The organism is Streptomyces sp. LHD-70, from assembly GCF_031157275.1.
Lineage (GTDB): Bacteria > Actinomycetota > Actinomycetes > Streptomycetales > Streptomycetaceae > Streptomyces.
In genome coordinates, this window is record NZ_JAVIFW010000008.1 from 212,318 (window position 1) to 229,411 (window position 17,094).

18 protein-coding genes and 1 pseudogene are annotated in these 17,094 nt (G+C 73.0%); 3 read left to right on the forward strand and 16 right to left on the reverse strand.

Annotated elements, in window-relative coordinates:
• Positions 1 to 2 precede the first annotated feature (2 nt).
• The gene (locus RCO28_RS17770) at positions 3 to 821 is read right to left on the reverse strand and encodes a polysaccharide deacetylase family protein (RefSeq protein ID WP_308942119.1); all 819 of its coding nucleotides are present in this window, start codon (positions 819 to 821) and stop codon (positions 3 to 5) included.
• Positions 818 to 1,774, reverse strand: a complete 957-nt coding sequence (locus RCO28_RS17775; RefSeq protein WP_308942120.1) for a polysaccharide deacetylase family protein — start codon at positions 1,772 to 1,774, stop codon at positions 818 to 820. Before RCO28_RS17775 ends, RCO28_RS17770 begins: the two co-directional genes overlap by 4 nt.
• Here RCO28_RS17775 and RCO28_RS17780 point away from each other — a divergent pair.
• Positions 1,773 to 3,068, forward strand: coding sequence for a class I SAM-dependent methyltransferase (locus RCO28_RS17780; protein ID WP_308942121.1), 1,296 nt, complete (start codon positions 1,773 to 1,775; stop codon positions 3,066 to 3,068). The two genes, RCO28_RS17775 and RCO28_RS17780, sit on opposite strands and share 2 nt — an antisense overlap.
• A 47-nt stretch (positions 3,069 to 3,115) precedes the next feature.
• On the opposite strand, the gene RCO28_RS17785 is transcribed toward RCO28_RS17780, so the two are convergent.
• The 6 genes from RCO28_RS17785 to tsaB all read right to left on the reverse strand — a co-directional run bounded on the left by RCO28_RS17785 (position 3,116) and on the right by tsaB (position 7,456).
• A complete protein-coding gene (locus tag RCO28_RS17785) occupies positions 3,116 to 4,408 on the reverse strand; it encodes an RNA polymerase sigma factor (RefSeq protein WP_374991186.1) in 1,293 nt (430 codons plus the stop codon).
• A 35-nt stretch (positions 4,409 to 4,443) separates the two neighbouring features.
• Positions 4,444 to 4,800: a YciI family protein gene (locus RCO28_RS17790; protein WP_308942122.1), complete on the reverse strand. Its 357-nt coding sequence runs from the start codon at positions 4,798 to 4,800 to the stop codon at positions 4,444 to 4,446.
• Between the two features lie 110 nt (positions 4,801 to 4,910).
• Complete coding sequence (locus RCO28_RS17795) at positions 4,911 to 5,171, reverse strand: hypothetical protein (RefSeq protein WP_308942123.1); 261 nt, start codon at positions 5,169 to 5,171, stop codon at positions 4,911 to 4,913.
• Positions 5,168 to 6,277, reverse strand: coding sequence for a tRNA (adenosine(37)-N6)-threonylcarbamoyltransferase complex transferase subunit TsaD (gene tsaD / locus RCO28_RS17800; protein ID WP_308942124.1), 1,110 nt, complete (start codon positions 6,275 to 6,277; stop codon positions 5,168 to 5,170). Before tsaD ends, RCO28_RS17795 begins: the two co-directional genes overlap by 4 nt.
• On the reverse strand, positions 6,270 to 6,752 hold the full coding sequence (gene rimI / locus RCO28_RS17805) for a ribosomal protein S18-alanine N-acetyltransferase (protein ID WP_308942272.1): 483 nt from the start codon (positions 6,750 to 6,752) through the stop codon (positions 6,270 to 6,272). The genes tsaD and rimI overlap by 8 nt, the downstream gene beginning before the upstream one ends.
• A gap of 50 nt (positions 6,753 to 6,802) precedes the next feature.
• A complete protein-coding gene (gene tsaB, locus RCO28_RS17810; protein WP_308942125.1) occupies positions 6,803 to 7,456 on the reverse strand; it encodes a tRNA (adenosine(37)-N6)-threonylcarbamoyltransferase complex dimerization subunit type 1 TsaB in 654 nt (217 codons plus the stop codon).
• 105 nt (positions 7,457 to 7,561) lie between these two features.
• Between tsaB and RCO28_RS17815 the strand changes: the two genes are divergently transcribed.
• Positions 7,562 to 8,110, forward strand: coding sequence for a hypothetical protein (locus RCO28_RS17815; RefSeq protein ID WP_308942126.1), 549 nt, complete (start codon positions 7,562 to 7,564; stop codon positions 8,108 to 8,110).
• 73 nt (positions 8,111 to 8,183) lie between these two features.
• Here RCO28_RS17815 and RCO28_RS17820 read toward each other — a convergent pair whose 3' ends face one another.
• The 8 genes and pseudogenes from RCO28_RS17820 to RCO28_RS17855 all read right to left on the reverse strand — a co-directional run bounded on the left by RCO28_RS17820 (position 8,184) and on the right by RCO28_RS17855 (position 15,932).
• Positions 8,184 to 8,366, reverse strand: a complete 183-nt coding sequence (locus RCO28_RS17820; RefSeq protein ID WP_308942127.1) for a hypothetical protein — start codon at positions 8,364 to 8,366, stop codon at positions 8,184 to 8,186.
• Positions 8,367 to 8,624: 258 nt separating this feature from the next.
• Positions 8,625 to 9,146: a tRNA (adenosine(37)-N6)-threonylcarbamoyltransferase complex ATPase subunit type 1 TsaE gene (tsaE, locus tag RCO28_RS17825; RefSeq protein WP_308942128.1), complete on the reverse strand. Its 522-nt coding sequence runs from the start codon at positions 9,144 to 9,146 to the stop codon at positions 8,625 to 8,627.
• A 53-nt stretch (positions 9,147 to 9,199) separates the two neighbouring features.
• Positions 9,200 to 10,422 (reverse strand): annotated as a pseudogene (locus RCO28_RS17830) (alpha/beta fold hydrolase); the annotation flags it as partial.
• Positions 10,423 to 10,492: 70 nt separating this feature from the next.
• A complete protein-coding gene (gene alr, locus RCO28_RS17835) occupies positions 10,493 to 11,635 on the reverse strand; it encodes an alanine racemase (RefSeq protein ID WP_308942130.1) in 1,143 nt (380 codons plus the stop codon).
• A 146-nt stretch (positions 11,636 to 11,781) separates the two neighbouring features.
• The gene (locus RCO28_RS17840; RefSeq protein ID WP_308942131.1) at positions 11,782 to 13,206 is read right to left on the reverse strand and encodes an NAD(P)H-hydrate dehydratase; all 1,425 of its coding nucleotides are present in this window, start codon (positions 13,204 to 13,206) and stop codon (positions 11,782 to 11,784) included.
• A 10-nt stretch (positions 13,207 to 13,216) separates the two neighbouring features.
• Positions 13,217 to 13,585, reverse strand: a complete 369-nt coding sequence (locus RCO28_RS17845; RefSeq protein ID WP_282511120.1) for a holo-ACP synthase — start codon at positions 13,583 to 13,585, stop codon at positions 13,217 to 13,219.
• Positions 13,582 to 15,429, reverse strand: a complete 1,848-nt coding sequence (gene glmS / locus RCO28_RS17850; protein WP_308942132.1) for a glutamine--fructose-6-phosphate transaminase (isomerizing) — start codon at positions 15,427 to 15,429, stop codon at positions 13,582 to 13,584. The genes RCO28_RS17845 and glmS overlap by 4 nt, the downstream gene beginning before the upstream one ends.
• 260 nt (positions 15,430 to 15,689) lie before the next feature.
• Positions 15,690 to 15,932, reverse strand: a complete 243-nt coding sequence (locus tag RCO28_RS17855) for a hypothetical protein (RefSeq protein ID WP_308942133.1) — start codon at positions 15,930 to 15,932, stop codon at positions 15,690 to 15,692.
• A gap of 157 nt (positions 15,933 to 16,089) precedes the next feature.
• Here RCO28_RS17855 and coaA point away from each other — a divergent pair, with 157 nt between their 5' ends.
• Positions 16,090 to 17,091: a type I pantothenate kinase gene (gene coaA, locus RCO28_RS17860; protein WP_308942134.1), complete on the forward strand. Its 1,002-nt coding sequence runs from the start codon at positions 16,090 to 16,092 to the stop codon at positions 17,089 to 17,091.
• Positions 17,092 to 17,094 lie beyond the last annotated feature (3 nt).

Here is a 17,094-nt window from a genome sequence, read left to right on the forward strand (position 1 = left end):
GGTCAAAGGTAGTCCTCCAGGCGGGCCACCGTGTAGCCCTGGGCCTGGATCTTGCGGAGCATACGGGCCGTCATCTCGGTCAGGGACGCGCCGCCCAGCTCGGCCGGGCCGCGGAAGTGGGCGAGGATGATGTCGCCGGGCCGGAGCTTGCCGTCGTCCGCGTACCGCAGGTCGTTGATCTGCATCGACACGCGCCACAGGACCACCGCGGAGATCCCGCAGTCGGCGGCGGCGCGCAGGGTGTCGTCGTTGTACTCGCCGTACGGCGGCCGGAAGAGCCGGGGCGCGAGGCCGAAGCGCTCCTTGAGCTTGTCCTGCTGGCCGCAGATCTCCCAGCGCTGGCCCGCGTAGGAGAGCCCGGGCAGGTAGGGGTGGTCGAGGGTGTGGTTCTGGACGGTCGCGCCGACGGAGCGCAGCGCGCCGAAGTGGGCGTAGCCGGGCCCGAGCACGCGGTCCGTGAGGAACATGCTGACCGGCAGCTTCAACTCCCGGACCATGCGCACGAATCGGGGATCGCGCTCGGCCCCGTCGTCGAAGGTCAGGAAGACGACCTTGTCCTGGGTGCGGACGCGGTCGACGACCGGGGGCAGCCCCGGCCCCGCCCCTTCGTACGTACGCCGGGCCGGGGGCTTCGGCGGCGGGGCGAGCGGTCGGTCGAGGCCCCAGCGGCGTGCGGTGGCCGTGCTGACCCGGCGCTCCTCGACCTTCTGCGCCGCCTTCCGGCCGAGCCGCTCGATCGGGTCGACGGACTCGGCGCAGCCGGACAGCGTCAGCGCACCGGCTGCCAGTACCCCGGCGAGCAGCCGGTGCGCGCGCCTCACCGGCGGGCCTGCGCGGACCCGGTCTGCGCCGGGCCGGTCTTGGCAGGCTCGGCCTGCGCGGGCAGGTAGTCCTCCAGGCGCGCGATGGCGTACCCCTTGTCCGTCACCGTCTTCAGCAGGCGGCGGATCATGTCGGTCATGGTGCCCTTCCAGTCCTCCTTGCCGCGGAAGTGGGTGAGGATGATGTCGCCGGGGTGCAGGTCGCGGTCCCACTCGCGCCAGTCCATGCGGTCGACGAAGGCCTCGGCGTTCCACAGCGGAACGGACGTGATGCCGCAGGACTTGGCGGCCCTGAGGGTGTCGCGGTTGTAGTTGCCGAAGGGCGGGCGGAAGAGCTCGGGGCGCTTGCCGAACCGCTTCTCGATGACGTCCTGCATGCCGCAGATCTCACGCTTCTGCTGCTCGTACGTGAGGCCGGGCAGGTACTTGTGGTTGAGGGTGTGGTTGTTCAGGCCGACGCCGCGGTCCTGCATCTTCTTGAAGTAGCCGTAGTCGTCCTTGACCACGTAGTCGCTGAGGAACGCGGTGTACGGGATCTTGAGCTCGCTCATCATGCGGAGGAACTCGGGGTCCTTCTCGGCGCCGTCGTCGATGGTCAGGAAGACGACCTTGTCCTTGGTGGGGACGGTCGTGTAGACGGGCGGCAGGTGCTCCTGGCCGGACACCTCGAAGCCCTTGCGAGTGGTGATCCTCGGCTTCTTCGCCGGGGGCTTCGGCGGCGTCAGCGGCATCTTGGCCACGTTCCACTTCTTGACCGCGGCGACCCGGGCGGCATGCGCGGCGGCCTGCTGCTCGGCGGCCTTGGCCTGCTGGCCATGGGCCGGCTTGACGGGTTCCTGCGCTCCGCTTGCACAGCCGGAGGCCAACGCGGTGGCGGTGAGGACGGCCAGGCCGGCTCGCACCTGGAGTGACCGGTTCCTGATGAACTTTTCCTTTTGTCGTACTAGTTGCATGGCGTCGGATCCTGTCAGCGCGGGTCGGCCCCGCTCCGCCGACACCGCCGCCCGGAACCGCACGATCCACCGCTTGGCCGACAATGGCCGGGTGACCGACCTCGACCCGCTCGCCGCCTTCGAAGCCCTGCTCACCGACGAGGGCCAGACCCTGCTCGACGCGCTGCGCGACCACGACCCCGCGCAGGAACTCGCCCTCGCCACCCGGCTGCGCCGCGACCACCCCGCCGAGCTGGTGTCGGCGGCGCTCGGCCAGGCACGCCTGCGGCAGCGGGCGGTCGCCAAGTTCGGGGCCGACGACGCGGCGCGGATGTACTTCACGCCGGACGGCGTCGAGCAGGCGACCCGTACCAGCGTCGCCGCGTACCGGGCGGAGCGGTTCCGGGCGCTCGGCGTGCGCGGCCTGGCCGACCTGTGCTGCGGGATCGGCGGCGACGCGATCGCCCTTGCCCGCGCGGGCATCTCCGTCCTGGCCGTCGACCGCTCCCCGCTGACCTGCGCGGTGGCCCGGGCCAACGCGGCGGCGCTCGGCCTCGACGGGCTGATCGAGGTGCGCTGCGCGGATGTCGCGGAGGTGGACACGTCGGCGTACGACGCGGTGTTCGTGGACCCGGCGCGGCGCGGCGGCCGCGGCCGCGTCTTCGACCCCGAGGCCTACTCGCCGCCGCTGTCCTGGGCGGTCGAGGCGGCCCGCAAGGCGCCGCACGCCGCGCTGAAGATCGCGCCCGGGGTGCCGCACGAGGCCGTGCCCGAGGACGCCGAGGCGGAGTGGATCTCCGAGCGCGGAGATGTGAAGGAGGCCGTGCTGTGGTTCGGGGCGGGCATCGCGCCCGGCGCCATGGCGGCGACGCTGCTGCCCGCGGGCGCGACCCTGCGCGCGGAACCGGAGGCGATGCTGCCGGACCCGGAGCCGCGCCCCGTCGGCCGCTACCTCTACGAGCCGGACGGCGCCGTCATCCGCGCCCATCTCGTCGCCGAGGTGGCCCGGGAGGTGGACGGCGGGCTGATCGACCCGATGATCGCGTACGTCACGAGCGACGCCGAGCACACCAGCCGCTTCGCCACCGCGTACGAGATCACCGACCAACTCCCGTTCAACGTCAAGAAGTTGCGGGCGCTGCTGCGGGAGCGGCAGGTCGGCGTGCTGACCGTGAAGAAGCGCGGCTCGGCCGTCGAGCCGGAGGAGCTGCGCCGCAAGATGAAGCTGTCGGGCCCGAACGCGGCGACGGTCTTCCTGACGAGGGTCGCGGACGCGCCGACGATGCTGGTCGGCAGGCCCCTGGGCAGCGCCTGATCAACTCCCCTCCTGCTCAACTCCCCTGCCGTTCAACTCTTCTGCGTTCAACTCCCCTGCCGGACCGCCTTCTTGAGCAGCAGCTCCCGCTCCCGGACGTTCCTGGCCAGGGACGCCGCCCGTTCGAACTCGGCCCGCGCCTCCTTCGTACGTCCGAGGCGGGCGAGCAGGTCGCCGCGGACGCTCGGCAGCAGGTGGTAGTCGCGCAGGCCGGACGCGGCGGCGAGGGCGTCAACCAGTTCGAGGGCGCGCTGCGGGCCGTGGGCCATGGAGACGGCGACCGCGCGGTTCAGCTCGACGACCGGGGAGCCGGTGCGGGCGGCGAGGAGGTCGTAGAAGGCGACGATCTGCGGCCAGTCGGTCTCCGCGTACGTGAGCGCCTCCGCGTGACAGCCCGCGATGGCCGCCTGGAGGGTGTACGGGCCGGGGGCGCCGCCGCAGGCGTGGGCGCGGGTGAGGGCGGTGAAGCCGCGGCGGATCAGGAGCCGGTTCCAGCGGGTGCGGTTCTGGTCGGCGAGGAGCACCGGCTCGCCGTCGGGCCCGGTGCGGGCGCCGGCGCGGGACTGCTGGAACTCCAACAGGGCGGCCAGACCGTGCACTTCGGCCTCGTCGGGCATCAGGCCCTGCAGCACGCGGGCGAGCCGAAGCGCGTCCTCGCAGAGGGCGGGGCGCAGCAGGTCGTCGCCCGCGGTGGCCGCGTACCCCTCGTTGAAGATCAGGTAGATGACTTCGAGCACGGAGCCGAGCCGGGCCTCGCGGTCCGGGCCGTACGGCACCTCGAAGGCGACGCCCTTCTTCGCGAGGGTGCGCTTGGCGCGGACGATGCGCTGGGCGAGCGTCGCCTCCGGGGCGAGGAAGGCGCGGGCGATCTCGGGGGTGCTGAGGCCGCCGAGGAGTTTCAGGGTGAGCGCGATCCGGGCCTCGGCCGAGAGCACCGGGTGGCAGGAGATGAAGACGAGCCGCAGCAGGTCGTCGTCGATGTCGTCCGGGTCGGCGGGCTCCTCGACCGGGGGCACGGACTCCAGATCCCGGCCCACCTCGGCGAGCTTCCGCGCGTACCGCTCCTTGCGGCGCACCAGGTCGACGGCGCGGCGGCGGGCGACGGTGAGCAGCCAGGCGCCCGGGTTGTCGGGCACGCCCTGCCCGGGCCACTGTTCGAGGGCGGCCACGAGGGCGTCCTGCGCGAGCTCCTCGGCGAGGCCGACGTCCCGTACGACACGGGCGACGGCGGCGATCACACGAGGCGACTCGATGCGGAAGACGGCCTCGACGGTGGCGTGGGCGCGGTCGGGCCGGGGCCGGTGGGTGGCCGTGGGACCGGAGGAAGGTTCGTCCGTCACGGCCACCCATCAAAGCATCCGGGGCGGCGCCGGGCTCAGCCTTCCTCGATCTCCCGGACCTCCGCGGTGATCGTCCAGTAGTCCTCGTGGGTCTGCAGGAACCGCTTGGTCCACTCGACGGCCTCGGCCTTGTCCTTGCACTGGGAGATCGAGTAGCCGCCGATGACCTCCTTGGTCTCGGTGAACGGCCCGTCGGTGTACGAGATCTTGCCGTCCTGCCAGTGCACCCGGGTGCCCTCGGAGGTCGGCAGCAGACCGGCCGTGTCGAGCATGACCCCGGCCTTGGTGATCTCCTCGAAGAGCTTGCCCATCCGCTCCTGGAGCTCGGGGCTCGGACCTGAAGCCGGGGCGTTCTTCTCGTCGATGCGGATCAGCGTGAGAAAGCGCGGCATGGTGACTCCTCGGGTCGCGGGACAGGGGCCGTTCCCCTGTCCCTCACCCAAGCGTCGAACGGGCATCGAGCCAATCGACACACGCCGCGAAAAAACTTCCGCGAGGGTTCCTACGACTCCACGCCGAGCGATGCGAACCGCCACCGGTGGACCGGGCGCTGCACCAACGCGGCGTCCGGCTCCGGCAGTTCGGGCAGGTCGGCGTCGAGCTCCGCGTCCCACCAGGTGATGACGAGGACCCGGTCGCCGCTCGCCGCGAAGGTCTCCCGGCGCACCGGGTCGGCGGCCAGCCACTGGGCGCGGGCCCACTCCAGGAGCTCCCCGCCCCGGCCCTCGGCGGCACGGGCCTCCCACATCAGGGCGACGGTCATGAGTAGAGGTTGTCCTTGCTGATCTCGTGCACGTGGTCGTGGTCGTGCGCAGGGGCATGGGACTTCCCCGGCACGTGCGGGTCCGTCACCGGCAGCGAGGAGTCCGCGGGCAGGTCCCAGTCGGACGCGGCCCGGTTCCGGGCGACCATCTCGGCGCCGAGGGCCGCGACCATCGCGCCGTTGTCCGTGCACAGCTTGGGCCGCGGCACCCGAAGCCGGATCCCTGCCGCCTCGCACCGCTCCTGGGCCAGGGCCCGCAGGCGCGAGTTGGCGGCCACGCCACCGCCGATCATCAGGTGGTCGACGCCCTCGTCCTTGCAGGCGCGGACGGCCTTGCGGGTCAGCACGTCGACGACGGCCTCCTGGAAGGACGCCGACACATCCCGTACGGGAACGTCCTCACCGGCATTGCGCTTGGCCTCGATCCAGCGCGCGACCGCGGTCTTCAGGCCGGAGAAGGAGAAGTCGTACGCGGCGTCGCGCGGGCCCGTGAGACCGCGCGGGAAGGCGATCGCGTTCGGGTCGCCCTCCTTCGCGTACCGGTCGATGACCGGGCCGCCGGGAAAGCCCAGGTTGAGCACGCGGGCGATCTTGTCGAAGGCCTCGCCCGCCGCGTCGTCGATGGTCGCGCCCATCGGCCGGACGTCCGAGGTGATGTCGGAGGACAGCAGCAGCGAGGAGTGGCCGCCGGAGACGAGCAGCGCCATCGTCGGCTCGGGCAGCTTGCCGTGCTCCAGCTGGTCGACGCAGATGTGCGAGGCCAGGTGGTTCACGCCGTACAGCGGCTTGCCGAGCGCGTACGCGTACGCCTTCGCCGCCGAGACGCCGACGAGCAGGGCGCCCGCGAGGCCCGGTCCCGCGGTCACGGAAATGCCGTCGAGGTCGCGGGCGCTGACGCCCGCCTCCTTCAGGGCCCGCTCGATGGTCGGGACCATCGCTTCGAGGTGGGCGCGCGAGGCGACCTCCGGGACGACGCCGCCGAAGCGGGCGTGCTCGTCGACGCTGGAGGCGATGGCGTCGGCGAGCAGCGTCGTGCCGCGCACGATGCCCACGCCGGTCTCGTCGCAGGAGGTCTCGATGCCGAGAACGAGTGGTTCGTCAGCCATGGGTGGTGTCGCTTCCTTGCACTGGTACGGAGGCCGGGTCGGCGTGACGCATCACCAGGGCGTCCACGTTCCCGGGTTGGTAGTAGCCGCGCCGGAAGCCGATCGGCTCGAAGCCGAAGCGCTCGTACAGCTTCTGGGCGCGGGTGTTGTCGACGCGGCATTCGAGGAGCACCTCGGTGCACTCGAAGGCGGTGGCGGCGTGCAGCAGGTCGGTGAGGAGCACGGCGCCGAGGCCGCTGCCCCAGTGGTCGCGGGCCACCGCGATGGTCTGGACGTCCCCGAGCCCGCCGGCGGCGGCCAGGCCCGCGTACCCCACGATCCGCTCGTCGTCATTGACGGCCACGATGAACCGGCGGGTCGCCAACGGGCCGCGGGAGTGCGCGAGTTCGGACCAGAACATGCCGCGCGACCAGGCGTCCTCGGGGAACAGCTCACGTTCGAGTACGAGCACCGGCTCGATGTCCCACCAGCGCATCTCGCGCAGCACGGGGCCCGGGGCGGCGTCCGGCCCGGAGGCTACGGGGGTCACTTGGGGGTGACCACCTTGTAGTTCTTGGGCACCTGGGCGTCGGGCCGGCGCAGGTACAGCGGCCGCGGCGGCTCCAGGTCCTGTCCGGCCGCAAGGCGCTCGGCGGCGAGTGCGGCGAGCGCGCCGGCCGAGACGTGCTCCGGGCCGCGGGCGCCGGTGAACGTGTCCGGGTAGAGGAGCGCGCCCGCGCCGACCGCGGGCAGTGAGGCGACCTGCTCGGCGATCTCGGCGGGGCGGTCGACGGCCGGGTCGGTGAGGCGGGTGCGCGGGTCCGCGTACCGCGCCCAGTAGACCTCCTTGCGGCGGGCGTCCGTGGCGACGACGAAGTCGCCCTCGATCCCGGCCGCGTACGCGAGGCCGTCGAGGGTGCACACGCCGTGCACGGGGATGCCGAGCGCCGAGCCGAAGGTCTCCGCGGTCATCAGGCCGACGCGAAGGCCGGTGTAGGGGCCGGGGCCGACGCCGGTCACGATCGCGGTGACGGCGTCGAGCTTCACACCGGCCTCGGCGAGCACCCGGTCGACGGCGGGCAGCAGCAGCTCCCCGTGTCTGCGCGCGTCCACCTGACTGGACTCGGCGATGACGGTCGCACCGTCGTGCAGGGCGACGGTGACGGCGGGGGTGGCGGTATCCAGAGCGAGCAAGAGCACGCAAACAGCCTACGGCCCCCGCGCCCCGGGCACGGTGCCCAGGCGAGCCCTTCACCGGCTGCTACCGTCAGCGCACAAGTCCGTATATACGAAGGGTGGAGCACGGTGGCACGCAGCAGCTCGGGAATCGTGGCCGGGCTCACCGCGGCTGCCCTCGCCGCAGTCGGCTTCCTCGCCTACCAGGCTTCGGCGAGCGCCCCCGAGTCACTGGGCAAGCCGAAGCAGGACGCTCCCGCGACGGCCCCCCGCACCCCCAGGACGAACGCCGACCCGAAGGCGGTCCCGGCGGCCTCGGGCAAGGGCCTGCGGGTCGTGTACGCGCTGGAGGCGGACCGCGTCTGGCTGGTCGGCGCGGGCGGCAAGGCCAAGCGCACCTTCGAGGTCACGCCCTCCACGGTCGACCCCACCCCGGGTGAGTACAGCGTGACCACGCGGTCCGGCAAGGTCACCGGCTCGGACGGGGTGCCGATCGAGCACGTCGTGCGGTTCGCGAACGTGGACGGGGTGTCGGTCGGCTTCAGCGCCGCGGTCGACGGCTCCACGCCGAAGCCCGACCCCGCGAAGCAGACCGGCGGCATCCGGGAGTCGCGCGCCGACGGCCAGGCGATGTGGGAGTTCGCGACGGTCGGCACGAAGGTCGTCGTCGTCCCGTAAGGCACCGCGGGCGACCGGTCTCACGGCGTACGGGACCACCCGATCCGGCGAACACGTACCCAGGGCGTTCGAGTCAGGCCGCGTCGCGGTGGGTGTGCGGGCCCTCGTCCTCGCGCTTCGGCTCCGGGATCGCGACCGTGTGACGCTCCGGCGCCCGTGGAGGTCTCGACACCGCCTCGGCGGCGGCGCACGACGCGAGCAGGGCGCTCATCGACAGCCCTTGCGGCTTGGTCTCACGGGGGTCCGACGCCGACATGGTGCCTCCCGGGCTCAGAGGGCAACGAAGTTAGGCAAGCCTAACCACGTCGTGGTATCCATGTGACCACGCCGGATGCCCCCCGCGCAACATCTTCCCGACAGCTTGTCGGAACCTCCGAGCGGACGCTCCGTCCGTGCGCCTCGGGCCGCCAGTGCCTGGTGCCTCGGGCCGCCAGTGCCTGGTGCCTCAGGCCGCCAGTGCCTGGTGCCTCAGGCCGCCAGTGCCTGGCGCCTCAGGCAGCCACCGCCTGGCGCCTCAGGCAGCCACCGCCGCGAGGTCGGCCGCGTGCCAGCGCGCGCCGATGCCGGTCAGGCGGACCTGCCGTACGTCGTCGTCGGTATCCCCGGTCGCCCGGTGGATCGCCACGTGCAGCCGGTCGTCGGACAGGTCCTCGACCTTGCCCTCGCCCCACTCGACGACGATCACCGACTCCGGCAGCGAGACGTCCAGGTCCAGGTCCTCCATCTCGTCGAGCCCGCCGCCCAGGCGGTACGCGTCCACGTGCACCAGCGGCGGGCCGTCGCCGAGGGCCGGGTGGACGCGGGCGATCACGAAGGTGGGCGAGGTCACGGCGCCGCGCACGCCGAGCCCCTCACCGAGGCCGCGGGTCAGCGTCGTCTTCCCGGCGCCCAGCTCGCCGTTCAGCATCACCAGGTCGCCGGGGCGAAGGAGCTTGGCCAGGCTGCGGCCCAACTCCCGCATCTGCTCGGGGGAGGTGACGGTGAGGCGGACGGTCTCGCCGGGGGCGGCCGGGGACTGGGTGTGCGGTGCTTCCATAGCAATCCACGGTAGCCCCTGCACGGCCCTGCCGGTCCCCCGCCGAATCCCCTCCCGTACGGGCTCAGACCGCCGTGCTGCGGGACTGCTCCCGGGCGCGTACGACGAGGTCCGCGAGGCGGTCGAGCACGGTCTCCGGGTGCTCCAGCATCACCAGGTGCCCGGCGTCCGGAACGATCACCAGCTCCGCCTCGGGCAGCAGGTCGGCCATGGCCTCGCTGTGCTCGCTCGGGGTGACCAGATCCTTGTCTCCGGCCAGGACGAGCACGGGCAGCGCGGCGAAGTGCCGCAGCGCCTCGGCCTTGTCGTGGTCGGCGAAGGCCGGGTAGAACTCCGCGACCACGTCGATCGGAGTGCCCTCGATCATCCGCTCCGCGAACCGCGCCACCGCCGGGTCCACGTCCCGCGAGGCGAAGGAGTACCGCTTGATGATCCCCGCGAACAGGTCGGCGGTCGCCCGGCGCCCCTTCTCGATCAGCTCGGCCCGCTGACCGAGCGCCTTGAGCACACCGGGAAGGACCCGGCGCACCGCGTTGACGCCCGCCACGGGCAGGCCGTAGTTGACCTCGCCGAGCTTGCCCGACGACGTACCGACGAAGGCCACGCCGACGACGCGGTCGCGGATCAGCTGCGGGTACTGGTCGGCCAGGGCCATCACCGTCATGCCGCCCATCGAGTGCCCGACGAGGACCAGCGGGCCCTCGGGCGCGGCCGCGTCGATGACGGCCTTCAGGTCGCGGCCCAACTGGTCGATGTCGACGGGCACCCGGTCCTCGGCCTGCGCCCGGCCGCGTTCCGAGCGGCCGTGGCTGCGCTGGTCCCAGTAGACGGTGCGGACGGCGCCGCGCAGGGCGGCCCGCTGGAAGTGCCAGGAGTCCTGGTTGAGGCAGTAGCCGTGGCTGAAGACGACGGTGACCGGGGCGGGGTTGCGGCGGCCGAAGAGGCGGCGGCGCCGGGGGCCCGCGTCCTTCGCGTCCGGGTCGGGCTCGTCCACCTCGTAGTACAGCTCGGTGCCGTCGTCGGCGCGGGCCCGGCCGGGCATGCCGCGCAGCGTGCCGTACGGACCGGCGGAGTCCAGGGCGAGCCGGGCCTTCTTGCGCATGCCGCGGCCGACGGTCAGCCGCTCGATCGCGACGCCGGTGGCGGCACCCGCGGCGACCACGCCTATCGCGGCGCCGGCGATGCCCGCCAGACGCAAACTCGTGCTACCCGAACCGGCGGCCTGCACCGCGTCCACCGCCGCTTCCACGGCCGACCCCGCACTGGTCTCGCTCACCTGCCGCTCCTGCCTGTTCGCTCACCTTTCCCGGGCTGTGGGGACGGCCCGGGTACTCGTTCACGTCCGGTCACTCGTTCACATAGACGCGCGGGACCCTCGATCCGATCCGCGTCACGATCTCGTACGCGATGGTCTCGGCCGCCTGCGCCCAGTCCTCGGCGGTCGGCTCGCCGCGGTCGCCGGGGCCGAAGAGGACCGCCTCGTCGCCGGGCGCGGGCTCGTCCCCGTCCAGGTCGACCACGAACTGGTCCATCGCGATCCGCCCGGCCGCCGTCCGCACCTTCCCGCCGATGAGGACCGGGGCGCGGCCCGAGGCGTGCCGGGGCAGTCCGTCGCCGTAGCCGACGGGGACGAGGCCGAGAGTGGTGTCGGCGGGGGTCGCGTAGTGGTGGCCGTAGCTCACCCCGTGGCCCTCCGGGACGTGCTTGACCAGGGCGAGGGACGCGGTGAGCGTCATCACCGGGCGCAGGCCGAAGTCCGCGGGCACGCCGATCTCGGGGCTCGGCGAGATGCCGTACATCGCGATGCCGGGGCGCACCAGGTCGTACTGCGCGTCGGGCAGGGTCAGAGTGGCCGGGGAGTTGGCGATATGCCGTACGTCGGGGCGCAGGCCCGCGTCCTCGGCGTACGCCACGGCCTGGGCGAAGGCCTCCGACTGGGCGGCGATCGAGGGGTGGCCCGGCTCGTCCGCGCAGGCGTAGTGCGACCAGATCCCGGTGACCCGGAGTACGCCCTCGGCCTCGGCCTTCAGGCACTCCTCGACGAGCTCGGGCCAGTCGGCGGGCTGGCAGCCGTTGCGGCCGAGGCCGGTGTCGGCCTTCAGCTGGACGCGGGCGGTACGGCGGGCCTCGCGGGCGGCGTCGGCGACCTCGCGGAGCGCCCACATGCCGCTCACCGACACCTCGATGTCGGCCTCGATCGCCTCGCGCCACGGGCCGCCGGGCGTCCACAGCCAGCACAGGACGCGGGCCTCGTCCGGCCCGATCCCGGCGCCGCGCACGGCGAGCGCCTCCTGCGGGGTGGCGGTGCCGATCCAGGTCGCGCCGGCTTCGAGGGCGGCGCGGGCGCAGGGCAGCATGCCGTGTCCGTACGCGTCCGCCTTCACCACGGCCATGAACTCGGCGCGCGGCGCGCGGGCACGCAGAGCCCGCACGTTGGCTCGCAGAGCGGCCAGATCGATCTCGGCGCGGACGCGCGGTGTCTCTTTCATGGTCCGCCCAGTCTCTCGCACGGTCCAGGAGTGCGTCGTACGGGGCTCGCCCGGTGGATCTTCCCCTCCCCGCCCCTTCCCGAACTGGGGCTCCGCCCCAGACCCCGCATATCGACACAGTCGGGAAGGGGCGGTAGGGGAGAAGCTCAGCCCCCGACGACCTCGCGCCAGGCCACCGGCACCGCCTCCGCCACCTCCTGCGCCCCGACCGGCGCACCCCGCGCAGCCAGGCGGGCCGCGAGGCCGTGGAGGAAGGCGCCCGTGGACGCCGCGTCCACGGTGTCGAGGCCCGCGGCCAGGAGCGAGCCCGCCAACCCCGACAGCACATCCCCGCTCCCGGCCGTGGCCAGCCAAGACGTACCGGTCGGGTTCACCCGCACAGGCCGACCCGCAGCCGCGACCAGCGTGGTCGAGCCCTTCAACAGCACCGTCGCCCCGTACTCCTCCGCGAGCCGCCGTACCGCCGTGAGCCGGGCGGACTCGACCTCCGCGCGGTCCGTGCCGAGCAGCGCGGCCGCCTCGCCGGCGTGCGGCGTGAGCAGGGTCGGGGCCGTGCGGGCGCGGACCGTCGCACGGTCGGCGAGGCGCAGGCCGTCCGCGTCGATCAGGACCGGGACGTCCGCTGCGAGCACGTCCCGTACGCGGTCCGCGTCGTCGCCGAGGCCGGGGCCGACCACCCACGCCTGGACGCGGCCCGCCTTGGACGGCGGCCCGGAGTGCACCAGCGTCTCCGGGAACCGGTCGATCACCGCGTCCGCCGCGGGCCCCACGTACCGCACCGCCCCCGCGCCCCCGCGCAGCGCGCCCGCGACCGCCAGGACCGCGGCGCCCGGGTAGCGCTCGGAGCCCGCCGCGATGCCGACGACACCACGCCGGTACTTGTCGCTCTCGGCGCCCGGCACCGGAAGCAGCGCCGCCACGTCCGCGTACTGCAGGGCCTCCAGGTCGGCCGCGGCGGGCAGTTCGAGCCCGATGTCGATCAGGCGGACCGCGCCCGCGCGTTCCTGCGCGGGGTCCACGAGGAGACCGGGCTTGTACGTGCCGAACGTCACCGTCGCGTCCGCGCGTACCGCCGGACCCCGCACCTCCCCCGAGTCCGCCTCGACGCCGCTCGGCAGGTCGACGGCGACCACGAAGGCGCGGGACTCCGCGGCCAGAGCGGCCAGCCGGGCCGCCTCCGGGCGGAGCCCGCCCCTGCCGCCGATGCCGACGATGCCGTCGAGGACCAGGCGGGCCTCCGCGAGGTCCCGCTCGGGCGCCGCCGACACCCGCCCGCCCGCCGCGAGCAGCGCGCGCAGCCCGCCCTCGTGCGTACGCTCCGGCGCGAGCAGCACCGCCGCGACCCCGGCGCCCCGGCGCGCGAGCCGGGCGCCCGCGTACAGCGCGTCCCCGCCGTTGTCCCCGCTGCCGACGAGCAGCACGACCCGCGATCCGTAGACCCGGCCGAGCAACTCCGCGCACGCGGCGGCCAGTCCGGCCGCCGCCCGTTGCATCAGCGCGCCCTCGGGCAGCCGCGCCATCAGCTCCCGCTCGGCCGCCCGTACCGTCTCGACCCTGAACGCCGTACGCATACGAGGATGCTCACCCTTCCGCGATCACCACGGCGGAGGCGACCCCCGCGTCATGGCTCAACGACACGTGCCAGCCGCGCACGCCGAGCTCCGCGGCCCGCTGCGCGACCGTTCCCTTGACGCGCAGCCGGGGCTGCCCGCTGTCCTCCACGTACACCTCGGCGTCCGTCCAGTGCAGCCCCGCCGGTGCGCCGAGGGCCTTGGCCAGGGCCTCCTTGGCGGCGAACCGGGCGGCGAGCGAGGCGATGCCGCGCCGTTCGCCGCTGGGCAGCAGCAACTCCCGCTCGATGAAGAGCCGTTCGGCCATCCCCGGGGTCCGCTCCAGGGACGCCTTGAACCGGTCGATCTCCGCCACGTCGATCCCCACCCCGATGATCATTCGACGGTGACCGACTTCGCGAGGTTGCGCGGCTGGTCCACCTCGTTGCCGCGCGCCGTGGCCAGTTCGCAGGCGAAGACCTGCAGCGGCACCGTCGCCACGAGCGGCTGGAGCAGCGTCGGCGTGGCCGGGATGCGGATCAGGTGGTCCGCGTACGGCACGACCGCCTCGTCGCCCTCCTCCGCGATCACGATGGTGCGGGCCCCGCGCGCCCTGATCTCCTGGATGTTGGACACGATCTTGTCGTGCAGGACCGAGCGCCCGCGCGGCGACGGCACGACCACGACCACCGGCACGCCCTCCTCGATCAGCGCGATCGGCCCGTGCTTGAGCTCCCCGGCGGCGAAGCCCTCGGCGTGCATGTACGCCAACTCCTTGAGCTTCAGGGCCCCTTCGAGCGCGACCGGGTACCCCACGTGCCGCCCCAGGAACAGCACCGTGTTCCGGTCGGCGAGCGAACGCGCCAGCTCCCGCACCGGCTCCATCGTCTCCAGGACCTGCTCGACCTCGCCCGCGATCTGCGCGAGCTCCCGGATCACCGCGCCGATCTCGTCGCCCCACTTCGTACCGCGCACCTGGCCCAGGTACAGCGCGACCAGGTAGCAGGCGACGAGCTGGGTGAGGAACGCCTTCGTGGAGGCGACGGCGACCTCGGGACCGGCGTGCGTGTAGAGCACGGCGTCCGACTCGCGCGGGATCGTCGAACCGTTGGTGTTGCAGATCGCCAACACCTTGGAGCCCTGCTCGCGCGCGTGCCGCAGCGCCATCAGCGTGTCCATCGTCTCGCCGGACTGCGAGATAGCGACGACGAGGGTGCGGGCGGCGAGGATCGGGTCCCGGTAGCGGAACTCGCTGGCCAGCTCCACCTCGCAGGGGATCCGCGTCCAGTGCTCGATGGCGTACTTGGCGATCAGGCCCGCGTGGAACGCCGTACCGCACGCGACGATCACGACCTTGTCGACCTCGCGCAACTCCGCGGCCGGGATGCGCACTTCGTCCAGGGTCAGCGAACCGGAGGCGTCGATCCGGCCGAGCAGCGTGTCGGCGACCGCCTTCGGCTGCTCGGCGATCTCCTTCAGCATGAAGTAGTCGTAGCCGCCCTTCTCCGCGGCCGAGGCGTCCCAGTCGATGTGGAACGTGCGTACGTCCGCGGGGTGCCCGGCGAAGTCCGTGACCGTCACCCCGTCCCGGCGCAGCTCGACCACCTGGTCCTGGCCCAGCTCGATCGCGGAGCGGGTGTGCGCGATGAACGCCGAGACGTCCGAGGCGAGGAATGACTCGCCCTCGCCGACGCCCACCACGAGCGGGGAGTTGCGGCGCGCCCCGACCACCACGTCCGGCTCGTCCGCGTGCACCGCGACCAGGGTGAACGCCCCGTCGAGGCGGCGGCAGACCAGGCGCATCGACTCGGCCAGGTCGGCGCAGGCCGAGTACTCCTCGGCGAGCAGGTGGGCGACGACCTCGGTGTCCGTCTCGGAGAGCAGCTCGTGCCCGCGCTCCGCCAGCTCGGCCCTGAGCGCCGCGAAGTTCTCGATGATGCCGTTGTGCACGACGGCGACCCGGCCCGCGTTGTCGAGGTGCGGGTGGGCGTTGGCGTCAGTGGGGCCGCCGTGCGTGGCCCAGCGGGTGTGCCCGATCGCGCTGGAGCCGGCCGGCAGCGGCCGGTCCACCAGCTCCTTCTCCAGGTTGACCAGTTTCCCGGCCTTCTTCGCGGCCGCCAGACCGCCGTCGGCGGCGACCGCGACGCCCGCCGAGTCATAGCCCCGGTACTCCAGCCGCTTCAGTCCGGCGAGCACCACGTCAAGCGCCGACTGCGAGCCGACGTAACCCACGATTCCGCACATGGGCGCAGCCTACGGCGCACACCCGCGATTCCGCCGCCGCCCGGGGCGCGCTGCCCGCTCCCGGGCATCGGCCGCGACTTCGGGATCCGGCCCCGGGCATCAGCCGCGCCTTTCGAGGTCCGGCCTCGGCTATCGGCCGAGGTGGGCTCTCCGGCCTCGGGCGTCAGCCGCGCCTTTCGAGGTCCGGGAGCGGGCATCAGCCGCGACTTTCGAGGTCCGGCCTCGGCATCGGCCGTGCCACGGCTCTCCGCCCCCGCGCATCAGTCGTGCCGCGCGATCCGGTCACGGGCCTCGCGCAGCATCTGCAGATACTCCAGCTCCTCGCAGCGCGGCTTGCTGCCCGGCCGGTAGAAGTCGAGGCAGTCCTGCGGGTCCTCGGCGAGATCCTCGTCGGGCAGGTCGAGGGCCAGCTCGTCCCGGACCTCCGCGGCGAACGCGTCCCGCTCCACCGCGAGAGACCCGACGGATCTGCGACGGCCGAAGACACGGCTGCGTACGGACATGACGCCCCCTGGGCCCGAGGGCGCGCGGCTCGCTCGCCCAGAGCCCGGACCGTACTCCCGCTCACCCCGAGCGGTCTAGACCTTACGGCGGGCTCGGGAGCGGGCACGTGACGCACCCCACCCGCCAACACGTTCATCCAGCCGCAACAATGTTGTCGTGATCTCTTCGCCGCCCCGAAGCGCCCACCGCAGTGCCCACCGACGCGCAGAGCCGACGCCATATGTCGATCTGACGCGCGCCGAGTGGAGCGCGCTGCGCGAGAAGACGCCGCTGCCGCTCACCGCCGACGAGGTCGAGCGGCTGCGCGGCCTCGGCGACGTCATCGACCTGGACGAGGTACGCGACGTCTATCTGCCGCTCTCCCGCCTCCTGAACCTCTACGTCGGCGCGACGGACAACCTGCGCGGCGCCCTGAACACCTTCCTCGGGGACACCGGCGGCGGCCACGGCACCCAGTACGGCACGCCGTTCGTCATAGGCGTCGCCGGTTCCGTGGCCGTCGGCAAGTCCACCGTGGCCCGCCTGCTGCAGGCGCTGCTCGCCCGCTGGCCCGAGCACCCGCGCGTCGAACTCGTCACCACGGACGGCTTCCTGTGGCCGATGAAGGAGCTCAAGGAGCGCGGCCTCACCGCCCGCAAGGGCTTCCCCGAGTCGTACGACCGCCGCGCCCTGACCCGCTTCGTCGCCGACATCAAGGCCGGCAAGGACGAGGTCACCGCCCCCGTCTACTCGCACCTGATCTACGACATCGTGCCCGGCCAGCGCCTCACCGTGCGCCGCCCGGACATCCTGATCGTGGAGGGCCTGAACGTCCTGCAGCCCGCCCTGCCCGGCAAGGACGGCCGCACCCGCGTCGGCCTCGCGGACTACTTCGACTTCAGCGTGTACGTGGACGCGAAGCCGGAGGACATCGAGCAGTGGTACCTGAACCGCTTCAAGAAGCTGCGCCAGACCGCGTTCCAGAACCCCGACTCGTACTTCCACCGCCACACCGCGGTCTCCGAGGAGGAGGCCCTCGACTACGCCCGCACGATGTGGCGCACCATCAACAAGCCCAACCTGCTGGAGAACGTGGCCCCCACGCGCGGCCGCGCCGACCTCGTCCTGCGCAAGGGCCCCGACCACAAGGTCCAGCGCCTCCGCCTGCGCAAGCTCTGACCC

Excerpts from the sequence above, each read along its gene's own strand:
- tsaE (WP_308942128.1), bottom strand. The coding sequence starts at position 9,146 with ATGGAAGCACCGCACACCCAGTCCCCGGCCGCCCCCGGCGAGACCGTC.
- glmS (WP_308942132.1), bottom strand. The coding sequence starts at position 15,429 with ATGTGCGGAATCGTGGGTTACGTCGGCTCGCAGTCGGCGCTTGACGTG.
- RCO28_RS17845 (WP_282511120.1), bottom strand. The coding sequence starts at position 13,585 with ATGATCATCGGGGTGGGGATCGACGTGGCGGAGATCGACCGGTTCAAG.
- alr (WP_308942130.1), bottom strand. The coding sequence starts at position 11,635 with ATGAAAGAGACACCGCGCGTCCGCGCCGAGATCGATCTGGCCGCTCTG.
- RCO28_RS17840 (WP_308942131.1), bottom strand. The coding sequence starts at position 13,206 with ATGCGTACGGCGTTCAGGGTCGAGACGGTACGGGCGGCCGAGCGGGAG.
- RCO28_RS17820 (WP_308942127.1), bottom strand. The coding sequence starts at position 8,366 with ATGTCGGCGTCGGACCCCCGTGAGACCAAGCCGCAAGGGCTGTCGATG.
- RCO28_RS17795 (WP_308942123.1), bottom strand. The coding sequence starts at position 5,171 with ATGACCGTCGCCCTGATGTGGGAGGCCCGTGCCGCCGAGGGCCGGGGC.
- tsaD (WP_308942124.1), bottom strand. The coding sequence starts at position 6,277 with ATGGCTGACGAACCACTCGTTCTCGGCATCGAGACCTCCTGCGACGAG.
- RCO28_RS17855 (WP_308942133.1), bottom strand. The coding sequence starts at position 15,932 with ATGTCCGTACGCAGCCGTGTCTTCGGCCGTCGCAGATCCGTCGGGTCT.
- RCO28_RS17780 (WP_308942121.1), top strand. The coding sequence starts at position 1,773 with ATGGCGTCGGATCCTGTCAGCGCGGGTCGGCCCCGCTCCGCCGACACC.
- rimI (WP_308942272.1), bottom strand. The coding sequence starts at position 6,752 with ATGCGCTGGTGGGACATCGAGCCGGTGCTCGTACTCGAACGTGAGCTG.
- RCO28_RS17790 (WP_308942122.1), bottom strand. The coding sequence starts at position 4,800 with ATGCCGCGCTTTCTCACGCTGATCCGCATCGACGAGAAGAACGCCCCG.
- RCO28_RS17775 (WP_308942120.1), bottom strand. The coding sequence starts at position 1,774 with ATGCAACTAGTACGACAAAAGGAAAAGTTCATCAGGAACCGGTCACTC.